General features: G+C 58.4%; 17 protein-coding genes and 2 pseudogenes. 6 read left to right on the top strand and 13 right to left on the bottom strand.

What is annotated here, in order from left to right:
• Positions 1 to 5: 5 nt before the first annotated feature.
• Positions 6 to 797 (bottom strand): enoyl-CoA hydratase/isomerase family protein, encoded by a 792-nt coding sequence (locus AC3WP7_RS28970; RefSeq protein ID WP_102593146.1) that lies wholly within the window; start codon positions 795 to 797, stop codon positions 6 to 8.
• A 150-nt stretch (positions 798 to 947) separates the two neighbouring features.
• Positions 948 to 1,586, bottom strand: coding sequence for a TetR family transcriptional regulator C-terminal domain-containing protein (locus tag AC3WP7_RS28965; protein WP_092249758.1), 639 nt, complete (start codon positions 1,584 to 1,586; stop codon positions 948 to 950).
• A 186-nt stretch (positions 1,587 to 1,772) separates the two neighbouring features.
• Here AC3WP7_RS28965 and dkgB point away from each other — a divergent pair, with 186 nt between their 5' ends.
• Positions 1,773 to 2,588 (top strand): 2,5-didehydrogluconate reductase DkgB, encoded by an 816-nt coding sequence (gene dkgB, locus AC3WP7_RS28960; protein WP_092249755.1) that lies wholly within the window; start codon positions 1,773 to 1,775, stop codon positions 2,586 to 2,588.
• Here dkgB and AC3WP7_RS28955 read toward each other — a convergent pair.
• The 8 genes and pseudogenes from AC3WP7_RS28955 to AC3WP7_RS28920 form a co-directional block, all read right to left on the bottom strand.
• On the bottom strand, positions 2,585 to 3,007 hold the full coding sequence (locus AC3WP7_RS28955) for an ANTAR domain-containing protein (protein WP_092249752.1): 423 nt from the start codon (positions 3,005 to 3,007) through the stop codon (positions 2,585 to 2,587). The genes dkgB and AC3WP7_RS28955 overlap by 4 nt on opposite strands.
• A 134-nt stretch (positions 3,008 to 3,141) precedes the next feature.
• A complete protein-coding gene (locus AC3WP7_RS28950) occupies positions 3,142 to 6,756 on the bottom strand; it encodes a transporter substrate-binding domain-containing protein (protein WP_102593147.1) in 3,615 nt (1,204 codons plus the stop codon).
• A gap of 1 nt (position 6,757) precedes the next feature.
• Positions 6,758 to 7,384 carry a response regulator transcription factor gene (locus AC3WP7_RS28945; RefSeq protein ID WP_092249746.1) on the bottom strand — a complete coding sequence of 209 codons (627 nt, stop codon included), beginning with the start codon at positions 7,382 to 7,384 and terminating at the stop codon, positions 6,758 to 6,760.
• A gap of 301 nt (positions 7,385 to 7,685) precedes the next feature.
• Entirely contained in the window at positions 7,686 to 8,402 is a 717-nt protein-coding gene (locus AC3WP7_RS28940; RefSeq protein ID WP_092249743.1) for an MgtC/SapB family protein, read from the bottom strand.
• Between the two features lie 16 nt (positions 8,403 to 8,418).
• Complete coding sequence (gene mgtA / locus AC3WP7_RS28935; RefSeq protein WP_093528963.1) at positions 8,419 to 11,124, bottom strand: magnesium-translocating P-type ATPase; 2,706 nt, start codon at positions 11,122 to 11,124, stop codon at positions 8,419 to 8,421.
• A 446-nt stretch (positions 11,125 to 11,570) separates the two neighbouring features.
• Entirely contained in the window at positions 11,571 to 11,915 is a 345-nt protein-coding gene (locus AC3WP7_RS28930) for an FKBP-type peptidyl-prolyl cis-trans isomerase (RefSeq protein WP_092249737.1), read from the bottom strand.
• Between the two features lie 39 nt (positions 11,916 to 11,954).
• Positions 11,955 to 12,089, bottom strand: a pseudogene (locus tag AC3WP7_RS28925) (type II toxin-antitoxin system HicB family antitoxin); the annotation flags it as partial.
• A gap of 11 nt (positions 12,090 to 12,100) precedes the next feature.
• Positions 12,101 to 12,228 (bottom strand): annotated as a pseudogene (locus tag AC3WP7_RS28920) (type II toxin-antitoxin system HicA family toxin); the annotation flags it as partial.
• 524 nt (positions 12,229 to 12,752) lie between these two features.
• On the opposite strand from AC3WP7_RS28920, the gene AC3WP7_RS28915 reads away from it, so the two are divergent.
• The 3 genes from AC3WP7_RS28915 to AC3WP7_RS28905 all read left to right on the top strand — a co-directional run bounded on the left by AC3WP7_RS28915 (position 12,753) and on the right by AC3WP7_RS28905 (position 16,889).
• The gene (locus AC3WP7_RS28915) at positions 12,753 to 14,702 is read left to right on the top strand and encodes a flavin monoamine oxidase family protein (protein WP_102593148.1); all 1,950 of its coding nucleotides are present in this window, start codon (positions 12,753 to 12,755) and stop codon (positions 14,700 to 14,702) included.
• A gap of 112 nt (positions 14,703 to 14,814) precedes the next feature.
• On the top strand, positions 14,815 to 15,702 hold the full coding sequence (locus AC3WP7_RS28910; RefSeq protein ID WP_092249731.1) for a nitrilase family protein: 888 nt from the start codon (positions 14,815 to 14,817) through the stop codon (positions 15,700 to 15,702).
• Positions 15,703 to 15,716: 14 nt separating this feature from the next.
• The gene (locus tag AC3WP7_RS28905) at positions 15,717 to 16,889 is read left to right on the top strand and encodes a hypothetical protein (protein WP_170856120.1); all 1,173 of its coding nucleotides are present in this window, start codon (positions 15,717 to 15,719) and stop codon (positions 16,887 to 16,889) included.
• Between the two features lie 235 nt (positions 16,890 to 17,124).
• Here AC3WP7_RS28905 and AC3WP7_RS28900 read toward each other — a convergent pair whose 3' ends face one another.
• On the bottom strand, positions 17,125 to 17,745 hold the full coding sequence (locus AC3WP7_RS28900; protein WP_093513792.1) for a transglycosylase SLT domain-containing protein: 621 nt from the start codon (positions 17,743 to 17,745) through the stop codon (positions 17,125 to 17,127).
• 119 nt (positions 17,746 to 17,864) lie between these two features.
• On the opposite strand from AC3WP7_RS28900, the gene AC3WP7_RS28895 reads away from it, so the two are divergent.
• A complete protein-coding gene (locus tag AC3WP7_RS28895) occupies positions 17,865 to 19,361 on the top strand; it encodes a PAS domain S-box protein (RefSeq protein WP_102593293.1) in 1,497 nt (498 codons plus the stop codon).
• 102 nt (positions 19,362 to 19,463) lie between these two features.
• On the top strand, positions 19,464 to 19,736 hold the full coding sequence (locus tag AC3WP7_RS28890) for a DUF1652 domain-containing protein (RefSeq protein ID WP_071489650.1): 273 nt from the start codon (positions 19,464 to 19,466) through the stop codon (positions 19,734 to 19,736).
• Here AC3WP7_RS28890 and AC3WP7_RS28885 read toward each other — a convergent pair.
• On the bottom strand, positions 19,699 to 20,892 hold the full coding sequence (locus tag AC3WP7_RS28885) for an MFS transporter (RefSeq protein ID WP_092249726.1): 1,194 nt from the start codon (positions 20,890 to 20,892) through the stop codon (positions 19,699 to 19,701). The genes AC3WP7_RS28890 and AC3WP7_RS28885 overlap by 38 nt on opposite strands.
• A 77-nt stretch (positions 20,893 to 20,969) precedes the next feature.
• A complete protein-coding gene (locus AC3WP7_RS28880) occupies positions 20,970 to 21,278 on the bottom strand; it encodes an RcnB family protein (RefSeq protein WP_092249723.1) in 309 nt (102 codons plus the stop codon).
• Positions 21,279 to 21,464 lie beyond the last annotated feature (186 nt).

The raw sequence follows: 21,464 nt of genomic DNA, 5'->3' as shown, positions 1-21,464 counted from the left end.
TGGTGTTATTGGCCGTAAAAAGTCGGCAGGCGTTTTTCCACGGACGCGCGCAAGGCCTCGGCGCCATCGGCACTGCGCCCGCACAACAGGCCGGCCGCCCGTTCGGCCTGCAACTGTTCGGGCAGGCTGCGCCCGGCACCTTCACGCAGCAGGGTCTTGGTCTGGGCGAAGGCGAAGGTCGGGCCGTTGGCCAGGCGTGTGGCGAGTTCGGTGGTGTAGGCATTGAGCTGGTCATCGGCGACGACTTCACCGACCAGGCCCGCGGCCAAGGCACGCTCGGCACTCCACAGCTCGTCGAGAAACAACAGGCGCTTGACCTGTTCGCTGCCAATCAGGCGCGGCAAGTGCCAACTGGCGCCCGCGTCCGGCGAGTAGGCCATGCGGGTGTAACCAGCCTTGAAGCGCGCCGATTGGGCCGCTATGCGCAGGTCGCAGCATAAGGTCAGGTCCATGCCCGCACCGACGGCGGTGCCGTTGATCGCGGCAATCGTGGGTTTATCGAGAGTGTGCAGGCGCGTCATCAGCGCGTGGGCGGTTTCGGTCCAGCCGTAGGTTTCGAGGGCACCGCGAGCTTCGGCATCCGCCCACTCGGCCAGGTCGGCACCGGCGCAGAAGCTTCGCCCATTACCGGTCAATACCACCGCGCGCGCAGCGACGTCTGTATTGAAGGCATCGAGCAAGGCATGCAGGTGCTTGAGGGTGGGGATGTCCAGAGCGTTGCGCTGCGGACCACGGTTGAGGGTGATCCAGGCAACACCAGCTTCTACATGAGTGAGCACGGGCGATTCGGCAGTCATGGCGTCCTCGAATTGTTTTATTTGGCCTGAGGGGTGCGACATGAGGCGATACTAAACAAGTGTTCAGCAAGAAGGCAATCAGCCAACAGCAAATTTTTTCAGGAGGGAAACGGCCTGCCTGAACCTGGCGTTCAGGTGGCTGGAGAAGGCTCAGGGTTTGAGCTGGTAACGCTGGCGACCGCCAGCCTGCAGGCCATCCACCCAGGCTTCGCAGATTTGGATGCCCTGTTCGGGCGTAAACGTACCGGGGTTGAGCCCCGACTCCAGCCACAACCCATCGAGCAATGCGCTCAGGCCGATGGCGGCGAGGTCGGCGTCGAAGTGCTTCCAGCCCTCCTCCCTGGCCATGTCGGTCAGGGCGGAGCGCATGATAGTGCGGTACTCGCCGTAGGAATGCTCGTGCGCCAGGTTGATCGCCGGTGCGGTCTTTACCGCGCCCCAGAACACCAGCCACGCGTCCAGCAGGTGCGGGTCGAGCAGTTCGGCGGAAAACGAGCCTTGGAACAGCGCCGACAGGCGCTCCCGAGGGTTCGGCGGCGCCTTGGCCATGGTCGCGCGCAACAGGCCCATGACCTGGTCGGTGATGGTGCGATAGGCCTCGGCCACCAGCTCATCCTTGCCCGAATAGTGATGGCTGATCAGCCCCACCGACACCCCGGCCTCGGCACTGATCTTGCGAATCGACGCACCCTGGAAACCATCGCGCTTGAGACAGGTGAGCGTGGCCTGGACCAGATGGGCCTTGCGCACTTCCGGGTCCATCCGGGAGAAACGGGATTCCTGGGTCATGCGGCGATTTCCTTGGGTTGAGTCGGCAGCACGACTCTACATCAGTCGCGGTAGCCCGGCGACACCCATCCCCCCCAGTAAATTCGTGATCTGCGGTAAAGAGTCCTTTTCGGATTCGACGGTTTTTCCGAAGGAACGACAGGCGGATACTCGACTCCATTGTTCACCCCCCTTCAGGAGTTACTGATGTCCACTACGCAAAACGTTCCGGCCTTTGGCCTCGGCACCTTCCGTCTGCAAGGCCAGGTGGTGATCGATTCCGTCAGCACCGGCCTCGAGCTGGGCTACCGCGTCATCGACACCGCGCAAATCTATGAGAACGAAGCCGATGTTGGCCAGGCCATTGCCGACAGTGGCATCCCGCGCGATGAGCTGTTCATCACCAGCAAGATCTGGATCGCCAACTTCGCCGAAGGCCAGTTGATTCCCAGCCTGCGCGAGAGCCTGCGCAAACTGAAAACCGATTACCTTGACCTCACCCTGATCCACTGGCCCTCGCCGGAAGACCAGGTGCCTGTCGCCGAATTCATGGGCCAGTTGCTGGAGGCCAAGCGCCTGGGCCTGACCCGCCGGATCGGCATTTCCAACTTTACCGTCGACCTGATGAAACAAGCGATTGCGGCAGTAGGTGCGGAGAATATCGCCACCAACCAGATCGAGCTGCACCCCTACCTGCAAAACCGCAAGGTCGTGGACTTCGCCACCGCCAACGGTATCCAGATCACGTCCTACATGACCCTGGCCTACGGCGAAGTGCTCAAGGACCCGGTGATCCGACAAATCGCCGAGCGCCATCAGGCGACCCCGGCGCAAGTGACACTGGCCTGGGCGATGCAACTGGGTTATGCAGTCATCCCTTCGTCGACCAAACGCGCCAACCTGGAAAGCAACCTCAAGGCCCTGCAACTGACCTTGAGCCCTGCCGACATGGCGCAGATGGCCGAGCTGGAACGCGGCCATCGCCTCACCAGCCCCAAGGGTATCGCCCCCCAGTGGGACTAAACCCCGGCCACAGGCGTGCGGGATAATTCCCGCAGCCACGGCAGTACGCGCAGGCCCGTAGCGGCCGCGGGTGGGTCGATGATGTCCATGAAGTGTTCGAGATTGACGTTGTCCGGCACACCGGGCAGGCGTACCAGCACCGCCGGCGTTGCGTCGGCAGACAGGCCCAGGTCCAGGTGGTCATAGACCAGCACATGATGCACCTGGGGTTGAGGACCGCAAGTGTGGATCGCCAGCCCCGCGTTGATGATCAGCACATCGAAAGGCTGTGCCGGAATGGCGGTGAGCAGTTGGACCTCTTCGAAGGTCTGCACCGGTACGATGCGGTGATAACCCAACTGGTTGAGCATTTTTTCGATGTACAGGCGTTGCAGGTGTTGCTCATCGGCAATCAGGATGGTCAGTGCTTTGTTTGGCATGGCGAACCCCTGGGCAGGCAGTGCTCGTCAGTGAGCGAGGCCCATTCTCCAGACATATACCGACGACAAAATCAGGCTTGTTCCCGTTCCATGTAGGAGTTCTCCCAAATTCGCCGAACGGCTGCCCGCTTCGGTCAAGCCTGCTTGCAGTACTGGCTCAGGTCATGATGCAAACCATCGATAGCCACGCTCAATGCCGCAACCGCCACCGCCACCGCATCGCCGTCGCGCCTTTCGCACGCATCCTCCAAAGCCTCGCAACAGGTGATCAGCGCCTGGGCCTTGACCATGCGCGCACCGCCTTTGACACGATGGGCCAGGTCATACAACTTGGCGAAATCGGCCCGGTCCTGCAGGGTCGACAGCATTCGGAGGTCCTCTGCAAGGCTAATGAGCAAGGGTGCCAGCAACTCGTTGAGCACGGCCGCGTCGTCGCCTGTCAGCATCACCAGCGAGCTCAAATCAAATTGCGCTTTGGCTTCTCCCGTTACAGCGCTGGCCGTGCGCGACGCCAAGGCCGCACGTAGATCGTCAAGCCCCGTCGGCTTGAACAGGCAACCGTCCATACCGGCCTGTCGACAGCGCTCGACCTCCTCCGGCTGGGCATTGGCGGTGAATCCCAGCAGAAGGCAGGGCACAAGGCCACGTTGCCGTTCCTGGGCACGAATATCACGCGCCAACGTGTAGCCGTCCATGACAGGCATATTGCAGTCGGTGATCACCCCATCAAAATGCCCGGTTTGCCAACGTGCAAAGCCTTCGGCGCCATCCTCGGCTGTAACGATCTGATGCCCCAGGAAGGTCAACTGTCGAGCCAGAAGCAAGCGGTTGGCCGGATAATCATCGACCACCAGAAGCTGCAATGCCTGCGTGGCAGGAACACAGGGGACCGGTGAGCCAACCGGTGCTGCCGTGGTCAACGCCAGTGCCAGTGTCACATCCACCCGCGTCCCCTTGCCCAGCACGCTGCTCAGGTGCAGTTGGCCGCCCATCATCTCGCACAGGTTACGGCTGATCACCAGCCCCAGGCCCGAGCCGCTGCGTGCCGATTGCTCGTTATTGCTGCCTTGGATAAACGGGTTGAACAAACGCTGCTGATCTTCGGCACTGATGCCAATCCCCGCATCTTCCACGCAGAGCCGCAGGTTCAAATGCTCACCGGCCAACACCGATGCGGCTTGGGCACACAGGCGTATCTGGCCAGAGTAGGTAAATTTGATCGCATTGCCTAACAGGTTCGACACCACTTGCTTGAAGCGCAACGGATCGATCAGTACCAGTCGGTCGATCATCGGGTCGAGCTCTACGTTCAGCGACAGGCCTTTATCCCGCGCCAGCCCTTCGAACACCCGCGCCACAGAGGCCAACAGCTCGTGCAGGTTGGCCGGCTCCAGAGTCAGGGACAAGTGACCGGTTTCGATTCGCGCAATGTCCAGGATATCGCCGATCAACTCCAGCAAACTGCGCGAGGCCATCGATGCCACTTCCAGCGCATCTCGATCGACGTGCCCCTGCTCAGCATTTTTCTGCGCCAGTTCGATCATGCCGATCACTGCGTTCATCGGCGTTCGGATCTCATGACTCATCGTCGCCAGGAACGTGGTCTTGGCACGGTTGGCGGCGTCCGCGTCTTCCTTCGCCTCCCGCAACTGACCCAACAGGCGCTGGCGCTCGCTCACGTCCACCCAGCCGGCAATCATGCCCACCACGTTGCCGTTGCTATCACGGTACGGCAGCATCCACTGGTAAATCGTCAGCACACCGCCACCGGGCACCTTCAGCACTCGGTCATGAATCTGTGGCTCACCGCGCTCCATCAAGTCCAGGTAGTCCGCATGGAACGACTGGGCCTGGGGCGGGTTGCCCGTATCGGTCTCCACAACAGTCTTGCCGATCACGTCCTCCAGCTTGAAGCCGAACACGTCAAGGTATGCGTTGTTGCACGCCATCAAGCGCCCCTGGCGGTCGCGCACATAAATCGGGTGAGGCGTGCCGTCGATCAGAACGCTCATAAAGCGCATCTGGTCGCTCAAGGCGCGTTCGGCCTGGGCACGCTTGTGAATCAGGTTGCGCAGGTAGAACACCCAGCCCAGGGTGATCAGCAACAACAGCGCGGCCAGGCCAAACCCCTGGATAATCACGTTGCGATGACTGACCCAGTAGCTGTCTTCAATAATGATTTCACTGCGCCAATGATTGGTCAGTTCGTCCATCTCTTCCGGCGTAATGCTCAACAACGCCTTCTCGAGGATCGAATACAACTCCAACTGGCTGCGGTTGACGCCGAAGGCAATCCGCGCCGGTTCCGTACCCACCGTGCTGGTGATACGCAGCCGATCGCGATAGTTGCGCGTGATCATGTAGCGTGCGCTGATCAATGAAATGACTGTCGCGTCGGCACTCCCCTTGGCCACCCATTCCATGGCCTGTTCCGGGTTCTCGACGTCGACAAACTCGATCCCTGGATAGTCCCGGGCGATCTGCGCGGCGAGGCTGTTGCCGCCAATGAACGCCAGGCGTTTGCCAGGCATGTCCTCCAGAGTCAGCAGACGCTCGTCGCCGGCGCGCACCACCAGCACATAGGGATTGGACAGGTAGGGCCGGGTAAAGCGCACCTTTTCGGAACGCTCGACACTGGGCGTAATCACCGCCAGCATGTCCATCTGGCCGGCGCTGACCTCGTCGACTTGCCGAGGCAGCGAACTGCCCTGCACCACTTCGAACTTCAAGCCCGTGCGTAAGCTGATCCGCGACAATACCTCGTCACTCAACCCCATGAACTGCCCTTGCTCATTGAAAAATGACAGCGGCACGAACTTATCCAGTACTGCCACTCTCACCCGGGGATGCTTCTCCAGCCAACGCTGCTCGCTGTCACTCAAGCGTAATCGGTCAGCCTCCAGGAACCCACTGCCGCCGGCACTCCAGCGACGCAGGATTTCCATCTGCTGGCTGGCCGGGATAACAGCCAGCGCGGCATTGATGATCGTCAACAGACGCTGGTTGTCGGCAGTAAACGCGAACCCGAACGGGTTGACCTCCAGCGCGGAAAAGTCTGCCATGCGCACGTTATTAAGGTGGTTCTTGTTGATCAGATAGCGGGCGCTGATGGCATCGCCCAGGTAGACATCCGCCTGGCCGAAAGCCACGGCGCCGATAGCCTGATGAGTCGAACCGTACAACAACAGTTGCGCCTGGGGGTAAAAGGCCTGGACAGCTTCGGGTTGCATATAGTGGTAGAGCATCGCCACGCGCTTGCCGGCCAGGTCGGCGCTCAAGGAATGGCTTTCACCCGTGCGGGTCACCAGCACCGGTTGATCATTGGCGTAGGAACGCGACAGTACCAACGCCTTGTCGGCCGCCTCATAACCATTGGCCGACCCCACCAAATCCACCTCGCCCAGCTTGAGCGCCTCGATCACTTCATCACGGGTGTCGTAGCGCCGAACCTCGATAGGTACATTCAAGATCAGGCTGATCAGCCACGTGTAGTCAGCCGTGATGCCTTCAAAATCGTTGTCGTTGCTCAGGTCGAACGGTGCGTAGTCGGGTGCCGACACGCCCATCACCAACCTGCGGCGCTCGCGCAACCACTGCCAGTCGCTTTCATCCAGCGCTACTGTTGGGTGCTCCAGGGTGGAATGGCCGAGCAGTCGAAGGGCATGCGGTTCGTCCAGGGCCATCGCTGCACAGGGCAACAGCCCCATCAGCAGGATGGCCGTGAATGTCACCAGCCGGGAGGTGGTCATTTCAGATCAGATGATTGCGCTGGGCAAACTTGGACAGGTGCACCACCGAGGACATGCGCAGCTTCTCTTTGAGGCGGGTCTTGTAGGTGCTGATGGTCTTGTGGCTCAACAGCATATCCTCGGCGATTTCCTTGTTGCCCAGGCCCAGCGCCAGTTTTTGCAGTACCGTCAATTCGCGGTCGGACAGCGCCTCCACCAACTCCTGTTCGGTGGTCTGCAAATCGTCGCGGCGAACTGAACTGGTGGCCGTGCTCGGGAAGCAACTGTAACCGGCCCTGATGGCCCTGATCGCCTTTTGCAATTCGTCCAGTTCACCGGTCTTGGCAACAAAGCCCATGGCCCCGGCACGCATGCAGCGAGTTGAGAAAAATACCGCCAGGTAGGACGTGAGCACCAGGATCTTGCAGGGCAGTCCCAGCGCCTTTATCCGGCTGATCACCTCCAGCCCACCAAGCTTTGGCATTGCTAGATCGAGGATAACCAGATCCGGGCGCTCCTCCCGAGCAATCTGCATGGCGTCGGCGCCGTTGCCCGCTTCAAAGATGGTATCGAAGCCCTCCTGCTTCAACAGGTACTTCACGGTGGCGCGGATAAAAGGGTGATCGTCCACAATTAAAGCTTTGCTCATAAGACTCCCCGAGGGATCAGTACGCTTACATATCACACGGGACCTATCTACCTGTGAAAAGTAACAGTTCCGACAAACGGTACTGATTACTCTGCATGACACCTCAGGCAGTACAGACCCCTCCTTTTGATAGAACACGCTAAACACGTAGAGCTGCGCCCTGCCTCCTGGGAAGACGCAAGCGCGCAACCTTAACAACGGCGTGTCCGGTCAAATGAAGGGATAGTCTCCAATGCTTGTAGGACTTTTCCTAGTCATAGCATGACCAGCTGAGCGCGGGGCAAGGCCTGACAGGCGGGGACTACTCGGTGGTACTGGGGCTCCAGAACGCTTGCACCACCAGGGTCGACATCGAGATTCGCGCCACCAGGGCGTCCAGCTCATCACCGTCTACCGAGGTCACGGCCAGGGTGGCTTCGATTTCCACTTCTTCCGTGCCAAAAGGCCGCACATCCACATCGCTGGCCGGGTAGTTACAGCGCGCCAGCTCGGCCTCCAGCAAAGCCAGAACGGCCTTTTGCTGGGTACGCCGGGCAACCACGTACAAGATGTTGGTGACTTCCGCCGACACCACGTCCAGTGGCTGACGGTTGATGTTATTGACGATGGGACGCAGCAAGGTGTTGGCCGCCAGCACAAACAGCGTGCCCAGCAGCGCTTCGAGGACCAGGTCGGCACCCGCGCAAGCGCCCACCGCCGCCGACGCCCAGAGGGTGGCCGCCGTGTTGAGCCCGCGCACATTGCCTTCTTCGCGCATGATCACGCCGGCACCTAGAAAGCCGATGCCCGACACCACATAGGCCACCACCCGCACCGCACCTTCCGCACCGCCGAGCCGGCTGGCCATGTCGACAAAAATCGCCGCGCCCACCGCCACCAGCACGTTGGTGCGCAGGCCCGCCGTGCGCTGGCGGTACTGACGCTCAAAACCGATCAGGCCACCCAGGATGAAGGCTGCGGTGAGGCTGACCAGGGTGTCGACCAGGGATTCGAGGTTGATGTTGTTGATTGCTTGCATAGGAAATCTTCCCTGTTCATTGCCAGCCAAACTTACGGATGTAGTACCCCTTCACCGCCTGGGTCAGCGCCATGTATGCCAGCAGGATCACCGGCAGGAACACGAAGTACAGCGACGGCAGCGCCTGCAATTTGAAGTAGTGCGCCAGTGGCCCCATCGGCAGGAAAATCCCCACCGCCATGATCACGCCGGTCATCGCCATCAACGGCATCGCCGCGCGGCTTTGCAGGAACGGAATCTTCGGGGTGCGAATCATGTGCACGATCAGCGTCTGGGTCAGCAGCCCCACCACGAACCAGCCGGACTGGAACAGGGTCTGGTGGTCGGGGGTGTTGGCATCGAAGACATACCACATGAGTGCGAACGTGGTGATGTCAAAGATTGAACTGATCGGCCCGAAAAACAGCATGAAACGGCCGACATCTCCCGGTTGCCAGCGTTGAGGTTTGCTCAGCATCTCGTCATCGACGTTATCGAACGGGATCGCAATCTGCGAAATGTCATACAGCAGGTTCTGCACCAGCAAATGCATCGGCAGCATCGGCAGGAACGGGATGAACGCACTGGCCACCAGCACCGAAAACACATTGCCGAAGTTGGAACTGGCGGTCATCTTGATGTACTTGAGCATGTTGGCGAAGGTGCGCCGGCCTTCCAGCACGCCCTCCTCCAGGATCATCAGGCTCTTTTCCAACAGGATGATGTCGGCTGCTTCCTTGGCGATGTCCACCGCACTGTCCACCGAAATACCGATGTCGGCAGTACGCAGTGCCGGCGCATCATTGATGCCATCCCCCATGAAGCCCACCACATGCCCATTGGCCTTGAGCAGGCGCACGATGCGCTCCTTGTGGCTTGGCGTCAGCTTGGCGAACACATTGGTGGTTTCCACGGCCTTGGCCAGTTCGGCGTCAGTCATGTCCTCGATGTCGTTGCCCATCAGCAGGCCTTGTTGCTCCAGGCCCACTTCGCGGCAGATCTTGGCGGTGACCAGTTCGTTGTCACCGGTCAGCACTTTCACGGCGACGCCGTGGGCTTTCAGCGCCTTGAGCGCGGGCGCGGTGCTTTCCTTCGGTGGATCGAGGAAGGCAACGTAGCCGATCAGCGTGAGGTTTTTCTCATCCGCCAGGCTGTAGGTATCGCGCCCTGGTGCCATCGGCTGTGCGGCCACGGCGACCACGCGCAGGCCTTCTTCGTTGAACGCTGCCGTCACCTGACGAATGCGCGCCAGCAACTCTTCAGTCAGCGCCTCATTGGTTTCACCATGGCGCACGTTGTTGCACACCGAGAGGATTTCCTCCACGGCGCCCTTGCAGATCAGCAGGTGCGGTTGACCCTGTTCGGCGACCACCACCGACATGCGGCGGCGGTTGAAGTCGAACGGGATCTCATCAATTTTCTGGAACGCGGTGCCGACCTTCAACTCGCGATGCACCTCCACGTGCTCCAGCACCGCTACATCCAACAGGTTTTTCAGGCCGGTCTGGTAGTAGCTGTTGAGGTAGGCCATTTCCAGCACGTCATCGGACTCTTCGCCCCACACGTCCACATGGCGCGCCAGGAAGATCTTGTCCTGGGTCAGGGTGCCGGTCTTGTCGGTGCACAGCACGTCCATGGCGCCGAAGTTCTGGATCGCGTCCAGGCGCTTGACGATGACTTTTTTGCGCGACAGGAACACCGCGCCTTTGGCCAGGGTGGAGGTCACGATCATCGGCAGCATTTCCGGGGTCAGGCCCACGGCAATCGACAGCGCAAACAACAGCGCTTCGGTCCAGTCACCCTTGGTGAAGCCGTTGATGAACAGCACCAGCGGCGCCATCACGAACATGAAGCGGATCAGCAACCAGCTGACCTTGTTGACGCCGTGCTGGAACGAGGTGGTTGCACGGTCGGTGGCGGTTACACGTTGGGCCAGCGCCCCGAAATAGGTGCTGTTGCCGGTGGTCAGGATCACCGCCGTCGCCGCGCCGGACACCACGTTGGTGCCCATGAACAGGATGTTCTCCAGGTCCAGCGGGTTGTGGGTCTTGGCGTCCTGCTGCTGGGCGAACTTTTCCACCGGCATCGATTCGCCGGTCATCGCCGCTTGGCTGACGAACAGGTCCTTGGCACTGAGCACGCGGCAATCGGCGGGGATCATGTCACCGGCGGACAGCACGATCAGGTCGCCCGGCACCAATTGCTTGATCGGCAGTTCGATGCGCTTGGCTTCATCGCGACGCAGCACGGTGGCGGTGTTGCTCACCATCGCCTTGAGGGCATCGGCAGCCTTGTTGGACTTGGCCTCCTGCCAGAAACGCAGCAGCGTCGACAGCACCACCATGGAGAAAATCACCGTGGCGGCCTTCATGTCTTCGGTCAGCCACGAGATCACCGCCAGCAACGTCAGCAGCAGGTTGAACGGGTTCTTGTAGCAGTGCCACAGGTGCACCCACCAAGGCAGCGGCTGCTCATGCTCGACTTCGTTGAGGCCGTATTGCACGCGCAGGGCGTCGGCTTCCTGGGTATTCAACCCCTCGGCGTGACTGCCCAGGGTACCGAGCAATTGCACGGCACTGCTGTTGGCCGAGACCACCAGGGTTTGCGCCAGGGTCGGCGGCACTTCGCGGCTGACGCTGGCGTCGGTCACGGTTTCGAGCATCGCCAGGCGGCGGAAATGCCGGGCGATGTGCCGGGTCCGCAGGAAGCCGGCAAAGAACTCTTTGAGCAGAGTGAGGTTCATGGTGTTACTCCTGCGCGAGGAAAAAACCGTCGTGCAGGTACTGCCCTGTGCGCCGCGCCCTGTTTACAGGCACAGCCACTTTGGCCCGCCTGCCGCAAAGGACAGGCGCGTCCGTAGCATCCCGAGGTGAACCGGGTGCTGGTCAGCGTCGATGAGAGGGATTCGGGCAGGTGCCAGGACTGGCCGCTGCCGGGATGCCGCTTCTCGCTTTTAGTGGCGAGACAACGGCATCGGAAAAATGCGCGTTACCTTGCCAAGCCTGTGCCGGTTACTGAAACCGGCCGACTACTGTCACTCGAACAAGTACCCACTGAGGGTCTCCGCTATTGATGAAAACGCGCGAAGCTTACGCCCCGATGATGGGAGAGTAAACCGTAGGAAAGTTTCCGTATGGTGAATAAGAAGATTCTTCAGGGAGGGTTCAGGAAGTGCTTATCCAGGAGGTCTCAATCATCCCGCGTCAGTACTTCCAGCAACTCAATCTCAAAACGCAGGTTACTGTTGGGCTTGATATGCGCGCCCATCGACCGCTCGCCATAGGCCAGATGCGCCGGCACGAACAAGGTCCGAACACCGCCGACCTGCATGCCCATCAAGCCCTGGTCCCAGCCCTTGATCACACGCCCGGTGCCGATCACACACTGGAACGGCTTGCCGCGTTCCCAGGACGAATCGAACACCGTGCCATCTTCCAGGGTGCCGGTGTATTGGGTGGTGATCAGCGCGCCCTTGACCACGGCTTTGCCGGTGCCGGGGCGGATGTCGGTGATTTGGAGTTCTTCGGGGCTCATGGGGAATCCGTTGGATAGATAGTGTTTGCTTGAGTTGGTTTACGCTGAAAGCTCGCGCACTGCGGCAGTCGCCAAGAACCCTGACCGCGATGCATAGCGATGGTCCTTCTGCACACGCTCATCAATGCGTTGCAACAGGTGTTCCGGCAAAGAGGCATTAAACCGCACTGACTTGAAAATACTGCAATCTCCGACTTGGGATGAGGGACGGTTACTCTCCCCGCTTCACAGGGTGTTTGAACTGGTGATGACTCCCCTTCACCGCCACCCAACCATCTGCAACCAACAGGTCAATCACCTCTCGACTTCTCATCGCCCACCTTTAGGTGTGCATATTACACACCGCTAAATGGCAATGCGTTTTTTGTACACACATGACACACCAATGAAAAAAGCCCGCTACCCCTCAAGCAAGCTTGCGTGCCGTGATGATGACGATGTGCGAGACCTTTGCGCCAGAGAACTAATGTCAGTTTTTGCGCCTTGATCTTATGGCGCCATACGGAATATTGGAGAGATGACACACCTCAAGTCAGTGACATTTCCCTTTATCTCGCAGAACGTTTCCGAAAGAATCCCAACCGCTTGCGCCGCTCAAATCACGTGGCTAGTCTTCGTCGGTCACTGCCCATTCTCGTTCACTGGAGTGCATGCAGCCTCGCTCGTAATACTCTGTCGTTAAGGGTGAAGCATGCTCTCCCACTCTAAATCTTTTGCACCGCCCCTACAAAAAAATACGAACTTCCCTCATCAAAACCCAACTGCAACCTATTTCTGGCCAGCAGCGCTCACATCCATCCTTTCAGAGTCCGTTAACTCTGAACAGGAAATATCAGAATGACCATCGGTTCCACCTTTAATTACCCCGCAGATACAGCCCAACACGCTCATCGAAAAAAGCGCTCCAGCAAGAGCAAATGGGCGGCCAGCTTTCCAAACCCACCAGACTTATGTTTTGACTACCGCACCTTGGTGGAACAATTTAATGGCATTGCCCAAGCCACTGAGCCACATCATAAAATTTGCATCATTGGCGCTGGCATTACTGGACTGACAACTGCACGTGAACTTTACCGATGTGGTTTCACAAACATAACGTTAATTGAAAAGTCACAACGTATAGGCGGCAGGCACCTTACGGCCCTTGGAAATAACAATACCGATACCGTTGGAAGACCACCTTTCGAAATGGGCGCAATGAGAATGCCGTTCTTCAATAAATCAAACGAACTGCCTAAAGATGGGCGTTCACTCATGGCCTATTACGCCAACGAGTTCGAATTGCGCCATACAGACTTTCCCAACCCAGGCAGCCCTGCAGTCCGGTCCACGGGTATATTTCTACGTGAAGGGAGCATAGATGACAGCACCGAACCCACAATGCTTATCTGGAAAAATACTGATGGCAAAACACCGCCTCCCGGTCAAACACTGGCTAGTGTTTTCGCAAAATGGAAAACCTTCGCCGAGCGAATGACGCTGATTGTCTCCGAGCATTACGGTTGTGAAGGCTGGGAGCACATGTGGAATTCAATCGTCAAAAAATATGAAAGTGTTTCCTTCCGCGAATTGGTAAAAATGCCAAGCCTTGATGGCTGGCACCACAGCGACCCTGGAAACTTCGGTGGTTTGGGTATGACCGCACAGGAATCCGCTGTTTTCTACGCCATCGGCATTGGTGACGGCAGTTGGGGGGCATTCTATGACGTATGCTCGCTTTACCCACTTCGCACGGCGATATTTGGATTCAGCAGTCATCTGCAATTAATCCACGGGCGCGTAGACGTGGACGGTAAACCGATAGCATCGCCTTACTTGAATCATCCAGAGACCTTGGATTCAAGAGGCCTTGCATTCAACAAACCCACCTACATCGGCCTTGGTTCACTGGCCGAATCACTCCTTTTCATCAAATCCCAAGAAACACATGAGTCTCTATACGAGCACCTCATAAAAAGTCATTCAGGTTTCATGACCAGCAGTGCAGTGACAAAGCTCAAGAAACTAAAGAACGGGAAAATACGGGTCTATTTCGACTGGAACATCACACAAAAAGAACAGGCAAAGAAAGAGTTCATCGATTACGACTCTGTGGTAATGACACTGCCTTCGTGGCTGATCGAAACACACATATCAATTGAAAACTTCAGCCAGGAAATGCTTCCATTTGAAGTCATAGAAGCCTATAAGTCAGCCCACTGGGAAACCAGCTGCAAGGTGTACGCACCTCTCAAAAAGTCGTTTCTCTCTCAAAATAAAAAAATCCCTCAAGCCATCGTCACAGATAGCTTGATTCATGACGTATACACTTACCGCTACAACGCTACCAATACCTACGATTGCATCCTTCTCAGCTACACATGGGAAGACGACGCTACCAAACTATCGATATTTACTGACAAAGAACTGGTTGACCGGTGCATCGAAGACCTCGACAGAATTCTTTTGAAATCTGCCAATATAAAGGAAAGAATATCACCGTATATCGGACGCGATAACGCGGTGGTTCAACGGTGGATGAATGATAAAAACTCCCTTGGCTGTGCAAAACTTTATCGTGCAGGTACTTATTACGACGCCATGAAGCTACTGAAGTACAATCGAGATTTTTCTCACACCTCAGGTTTGTATCTCTGCGGTGAATCTTTCTCCGTAGATGCGGGTTGGACGGAACCTTGCTTCAGGGGAGCAATTGATACCGTGATAAACATTTGCAGTAAAACCCAAGCCGATTTCAATGGCGACTTTACGATGCATGACTACCCACTCTACAAAGCTGAACCGTAAAAGAAAGAGACTACAACGCAACGGGAATCACCTGACTTTTAATTAAACATTTGTTCGCCTCTTATAAACGCCCAACCGACTCCCGGTTGCATAACAATAAGAGGTCACCGCCATGAGCGAACCAGCAAGCCCCGCCCGCGTAGCCGTCATCCAACTGGACCCTCAGGTTGGCATGAACAACCGAACCAACAACCTGCGTCAAAGTCTTGCACTGGCGACCGAGGCGGCAAACGGTGGAGCGAATCTGATCGTACTGCCCGAACTTACCAATTGCGGGTATTTCTTCAGCAGCCGCCAGGACGCCTTTGATCATGCAGAGCTGATACCAGGCGGCGATAGTGTGCGGGCGTGGGCAGATTTTGCCTGCAAGCACCAGGTGTACCTGGTGGCGGGCCTGTGCGAAATAGACGGTATGCAGTTATTCAATACGGCTGTGCTGCTAGGTCCCGATGGGTTCATCGGCAAATACCGCAAGGCACATCTATGGAACCTGGAAAAGCTCTGGTTCACGCCTGGTGATAGCGGATTTCCAGTATTTGAAACGCCGATAGGCCGCATTGGCTTGCTGATTTGCTGGGATATCTGGTTCCCGGAGGTGCCACGTATTCTCAGCCAGCAGGGCGCCGATATCATTTGCAGCCTGAACAACTGGGTGTGGACGCCTCCGCCCCTGTTCGATGAGGCAGGCAAATGCATGGCGTCGTACCTGACGATGACCGCCGCCCACGTCAATAACGTGTTTATCGCTGCCGCCAGCCGCATTGGCGAAGAGCGGGAAGCGCGCTACCTCGGATGCTCGTTGATTGCCGGAACCAACGGCTGGCCTATAGGCCCGGTAGCTTCAGCCAATCGCCAGGAAATCCTGTTCGCCGACATTGATATCACCAGCGCCCGCAGTGCTCCGATCTGGAACAGCCTTAATGACCTGCAGCGTGATCGACGCAATGATCTCTACGATCAAATGCTTGGCTACTCCCGCCACCCTGCCCTTCCACGCTGATCGGAGGGCTCTGTATGAAAACACTCATTACAGAAACGAGGCCCCGCCGGTCCATGGCCGATATAACCGTCCTGATGTTGGGATTAGCCAGCGTGCTATTGATGCTTTGGGTTGCACTTAGCAACCAGTGGTCCTGGCCGGGCTATACCGAGATGATCACAAGCCTGCCCCATCCCGTTGCCTGGCTGCGGTGGATAGTCGGGGATATCAGTGAAGTAGCCTTCTACAAGCACGAACTGGCATCGCTCGGTTTGTTGGGCGGCGCCTACCTTGCATGGTGGGCGAGCAAGCACGGTAAAGCCTGGCAAGGGTTTTCTATTTCCTACGGAACAGGGCTATGGCCTTGGTTGGTGACAAGTTCACTGCTGGGGCTGATGTTGAGCAATCTTCTGTGGGGTTGGAGCGTCACCGCACAAACGTGGCAACCCACGTTTGCGGCATTCGTCTCGTTACCGGCAGCCATGGTGCTGATGTTCGGCGGCGGCTGGAAAGTTGCCGTAAACGGTGCGGTATTCGGCGCATTGCTGGTGACCCCCCTTTGTCTGCTGATCGTGAACTTCGTATGCGTTCCACTGGGTCTTCCAGTGGTGATCGGCAACGTGGTGGGCATGGCACTCGGCAGCGTCATTGCGTTTGTACTTTGTCGCCGAGTGCCGTCGTTGGTGAGTTCTGATTACATAGCCCTCGCCAAACCGGCCCCCGCCCCGCCCCCCACTTATGGTATTGCCTGGAGTCTGCGTCGGGTGCTCGCAGATTTTTCCGAAGCGCCTTTTTTCGGGAACGAACTTGCCAGTCTCGGGTTGCTGGCAGGTGTACTGGTAGCCTATGCGCTGAACCCGATCAGCCCGGCGTATGGATCAGGCCTGGTGTTGCCCCTGATAGCGGCCCAGGCGCTGACATCGGCACTGGGTGTCGCGATCTGGCGAAAACAGTGGAAGAAACGCGGATGGTATCCGACCTACGTTCCACTGGTCTCAGTGGTCCCGGCGGCTGTATTGACCCACGGTGGCAGTTGGACCGTCATCGGTTCAAGTGCACTGCTCGGGGCTTTGATCGCGCCGCCACTGGCCTGTGCAATTGCAGGTCGCTTGCCCGCACACTTTCACCCGTACATTGGCAATGTCACCTCAATGGCGTTGAGTACGCTGATGATAGTGCCTTTGGTGGGTTGGTTGATTCAGATGTAGCTCATCCCCACGCTGTGCTCTTCACGATACCCTCCCAATAGGGCGGTCACTGCAACTGTGGCGAGCGGGCTTGCCCCGCGTTGGGCTGCGAAGCGGCCCCAAAACCAGCGGCCGAGGAGTGCCTGATTCACCGCATTCCTTCCTCCAGGGTCGCTTCGCGACCCAACGCGGGGCAAGCCCGCTCGCCACAGGGTACTTACCGCCTGTGACCTTAAGACCTTGAAAGGGCTGCCCCTTAAAACCAATGCCAGAACCGACTCCAGAACCCCCGCCCCAAGTCATCCTTGCACCGCGCATATTGCGCCGCATACATCTGCGACCGCGCCTGTACCTTGCTGGCTACCGGTGGCAGCCAGGCCTTGGCGGCGTAGGTGCGCTGGCGATAGCCGCCCCAGCCTTCGTGGTAGTTCAGGTACTGGCCGTAGGCGTCGTATTTGTAGACGCCGTTGATGGTGTAGGTCTTGTCCATGTACCAGCCGACGAAGTCGATGGCGTCGTCGAAGTCCTGGCGGCTGGCGCCGCTGCGGCCGGTGCTCTTGCGGTAGTCGTTCCACACCTCGTCCTTGGCCTGGGCGTAGCCGGCGGCGGTGGAGACGCGGCCCCAGGGAATGATCCACAGCAGGTATTTACGCGGGGCCAAGGCGTCCTGATGGAAGCCGGACTCCTGATACATGATCGCGAACGGCACCTGGATCGGTACGCCCCAGCGTTTTTGCGTGACTTTGGCAGCGTCGTACCAGTCGTCTTTTTCGCGGAAGATGCCGCACAGATCATTTGGCGTACGTGGCGGCGAGGTGCCGCACGCCGTCAGCAGTGAGGTGAGTAACAACAGTCCGACGGCTTTGCCTGCGCTCAAAATGCACCTGTGCCTGATACGTATGAAACGGGCATTTTACGCAGGTCTGCGCCTGGTGCACCTGCACTATCCTGAGCCATAGGTGTCGTAATTCCATGCGCCCACTCTCAGGAAGACCTATGACCCAGGATGTGCTTGCCAAGGAAACCAACCGCCGCCAGTTGCAGCAGATCATCTCCGGCCTGTCCGACGGGGTGATTCTGGCCGAGGTCGACCAGACCATCCTGTGGGCCAATGAGGCCGCGCTGACCATGCATGGCGTGGGTGACGTGATGGGGCTGGGGGCCAACGGGCAGCAATACGCCGAACGCTTTGCCCTGCGCTACCGCAACAACCACCCGGTGCAGACAGACAACTACCCGCTGGCCCGGGCCGCGGCGGGCGATGAGTTCAGCGACGTGGTGGTGGAAGTCACGCCCACCGCCGACGAAGAAAAAACCTGGGTGCACCGCCTCCGCAGCCTGGTGATCACCGACTCCCACGGTGAACCGGAACTGCTGGTGCTGATCCTCAGCGACGCCACCGAGTGGGCCAGCGCCGAGCAGCGCTTCGAAAAAACCTTCAATGCCAACCCGGCGCCGGCGGTGATCTGTCGCCTCAGCGACCTGCGCTATATCAAGGTCAACCAGGGTTTCCTGGAGATGACCGGCTACAACCGCGACCAGGTCATCGGCAAATCGGTGTATGAACTGGATGTACTGGAACAGGCCGAACGCAAGGACCTGGCCATCCAGCGCCTGGGCGAAGGCGCGACCATCCCGCAGATGCAGGCGGAGCTACGGCTGCCCGGAGGCGGCAGCAAGCTGGTAATCGTTGCTGGCCAGCCATTGGACATGAACGAAGAGGACTGCATGCTGTTTTCCTTCATGGACCTGGAGCCACGGCGCAAAGCGGAAATTGCCCTGCGTCAGAGTGAGGAGCGCTTCGCCAAATCCTTCCGCCTGACTCCGGTGCCGACCCTGGTGTGCAGCGCCGGTAACCGCCAGGTGGTGGATATCAACGAAGCCTTCATGAGCATCACCGGCTACATCAGTGAAGAGCTGATCGGCAAATCGATCGAGGACATCGACTTTATCGACAGCCCCCAGGCTGCCGCACAGTTGTTCGCCAGCCTGGAAAAAGCCGGCAACCTCGACGGCCAGGACCTCAAGGTGCGCAAGAAAGGCAACGAGGTGATCGACTGCGTGGTCTCCGCCGACACCGTGATCATCCAGGACGTGCCCTGCTACCTGATGGTGATGATGAACATCACCGAACGCAAACGCTCGGAGCTGGAGCTGGTGGCGGCCATCGAGGAAGTGATGCAGGACGCCTCGTGGTTCAGCCAGACGTTGATCGAAAAACTGGCCAACGCCAAGAGCGTCAACAGCGCCAGCCAAACGAACGTGGCCTTTACCGACCTTACCGCCCGCGAGCGCGATGTACTGGGCCTGATCTGTGAGGGGCTGGCCGACAAGGAGATCGCCTCGCGCCTGAAACTGGCGCCCAACACCGTGCGTAATCATGTGGCCACGGTGTACTCCAAACTGGGGGTGCACAGCCGCAGCGCTGCCATCGTCTGGGCCCGTGAACGCGGGCTGTTCGCCGGGGAATTGCGGGTCAAGAACAAGCCGTGACAGTGCAAATGCACTAGTGCACCTAGTGCGAATTCGCCTTATTGCGGCGACGGCTAGTCAATAACCTTCAAGGTATCAAACTGAATGCCTGAAGGAACCCGCATGTTTACCCTCTCTCAACTGCGAAACTGCATCGAAGAAGGCCTGTCGCCGCTGACGTGCGAGTTCACCCTGTGCCGGGATGCGTCCCTGACCCTCAAGGTCTATGACGCCGAAACCGGCCGGGTCGACCTGGTCGTCACCGGGATCAGCACCAACCGCCTGCAGACCCCGCAAGAAGTGGAAAAGATGGTGGAAGAGCTGCGTTACGAACTGCAGAGCAACACCATGGGCAAGCTCACGCTGGATGACTTGCCTTCAACGACGCCCCAATAAAGTAGAACACCCCGCCCCCGACGATAAACGCTCCCAGCATCCAGAACATGTAATGGGCCGGCAGGCTGGCCAGCACCAGCCCGCACAACACCGGCCCCAGCGCGGCGCCCAGGTTGGACAGGTTCTGTGCCCCGTAGTACATGCCGCGCAAGTGGTCCGGGGCTATCCGGTCGATGAACATGTATTCGGCCGGGAACACAATGATCTCCCCCACGGTGAACACCGCCATCGCCAGCACCCACCACAGTACGCTGGTGGACAGCGCAAACCCGATGATCCCCAGCATGAACATGCCCAGGCCCGCGACCAGCCACTGGCCGAGGTAACGGTGCGATATACGCCGCCCAATCAGGTATTGCAGGGCAATCACCAACACCGCGTTGGTGGTCAGCACGGCGCTGACCACGGTGTAGGTGTATTCGGCGGTGGTGGTGGTCACCAGGTATTGCGACAGCCACGCGGTGAACTGGCCGAACACCACGGCACTGAGTACACCGCCGAGAGTGAAGCACACGAGACGATGATCCCTTAAAAGTACTCGCCCGACGGCAAGGAATGGCACCGGCTTTTGCGTGGCATCAACGGTGGCCAGGGTACGGTCGCCCCAGCGCCAATACAGCAGGAAAAACCCTACCCCCAACAGCGCCGAAAGGATAAACGGCACGCTGATATCCAGCTTGGCCAGCACCGCCCCGAAAGCGGGCCCAACCGCATAACCGATGTTGGTCAGGGTGTACTTGATGGAAAACACTTCGCTGCGGGCGTCTTCGGGCAACAGGCTGGCAAAACCGGCCTTGACCGCGATATCGATCACCGCATAAGCCAGGTTGATCAGGATCAGGCAGCTGTAGAACGCCCAGATGTTCTGGGCCAGAACAGTACCGACAAAGCCCAGCACAAATAGCACGCTGAAGGTCAGCAACAACCGATAACTGTTGATACGGTCGACCAGGAAACCGCCATACACACTGAGCAGCGAGCCGACGATCAACGAACTGCCGATCACCAGGCCAACCTGGGTGATGTCGAGGGAAAAATGGTGGGTGAGGTAGATCACCAGGTAGGGAAACGTGATTGCCTTGGCCAGCGTGAGCAGCAATGTGGCGGACAGCAACAGGTTAACAGTGCGGGGGTAGTTTCTTATTGTCGCAAGCATCCTGCTCTCTTTCCTTGAAGGTAACACGGCCGTTTCAGCCGGCTACCTTAACTCAGGAACAGGGCACAAATGCAAGGTCATTTCTTGACAGGGGTGATCTCGAGAATGGTGCCGTTGGTGGTTTTGAGCAGCACGAACTTATCGCCTACCCGCGCCCACTGGCTGTCTTCTTCAGGCTGTTTGAGACCGCGCTTTTTCCAGTCGCTGACGGCCGACTCCTTGCGCATCAGGATATCCGGGGCACGGTCACCTTCTTTCAAGTCACGGGTATTGATGTTCGAAGGTTGTACGGTTTCCTGTGGGGTGTCACCGGCCTGCACGATAAAGCTGGCGGTGGACAGGCTGGTGGCGACCAGCAGGCAGGCAGCGAGGGATCTGGATTTCATGGGTGCTCCTTCAATGATGGGGGCTTACCAGGCTGGGACCGCTGCGCCACGCAAACATTCCGTCGCCGCGACAGACGCCTCCCGGGTGCCGCCTTGACGTGTTACCTGAGGGGACTGTCAGAAATTTTGTGTTCGGGCATAACATGAGTAAGAGGTGCATGTATGCCAACCAAAAAGAAACCGCTT

This window comes from Pseudomonas sp. FW305-3-2-15-C-LB1 (assembly GCF_058787615.1).
Note: the sequence above shows the minus strand (reverse complement) of the source record. Positions and strands in the feature narration are given on the sequence as shown.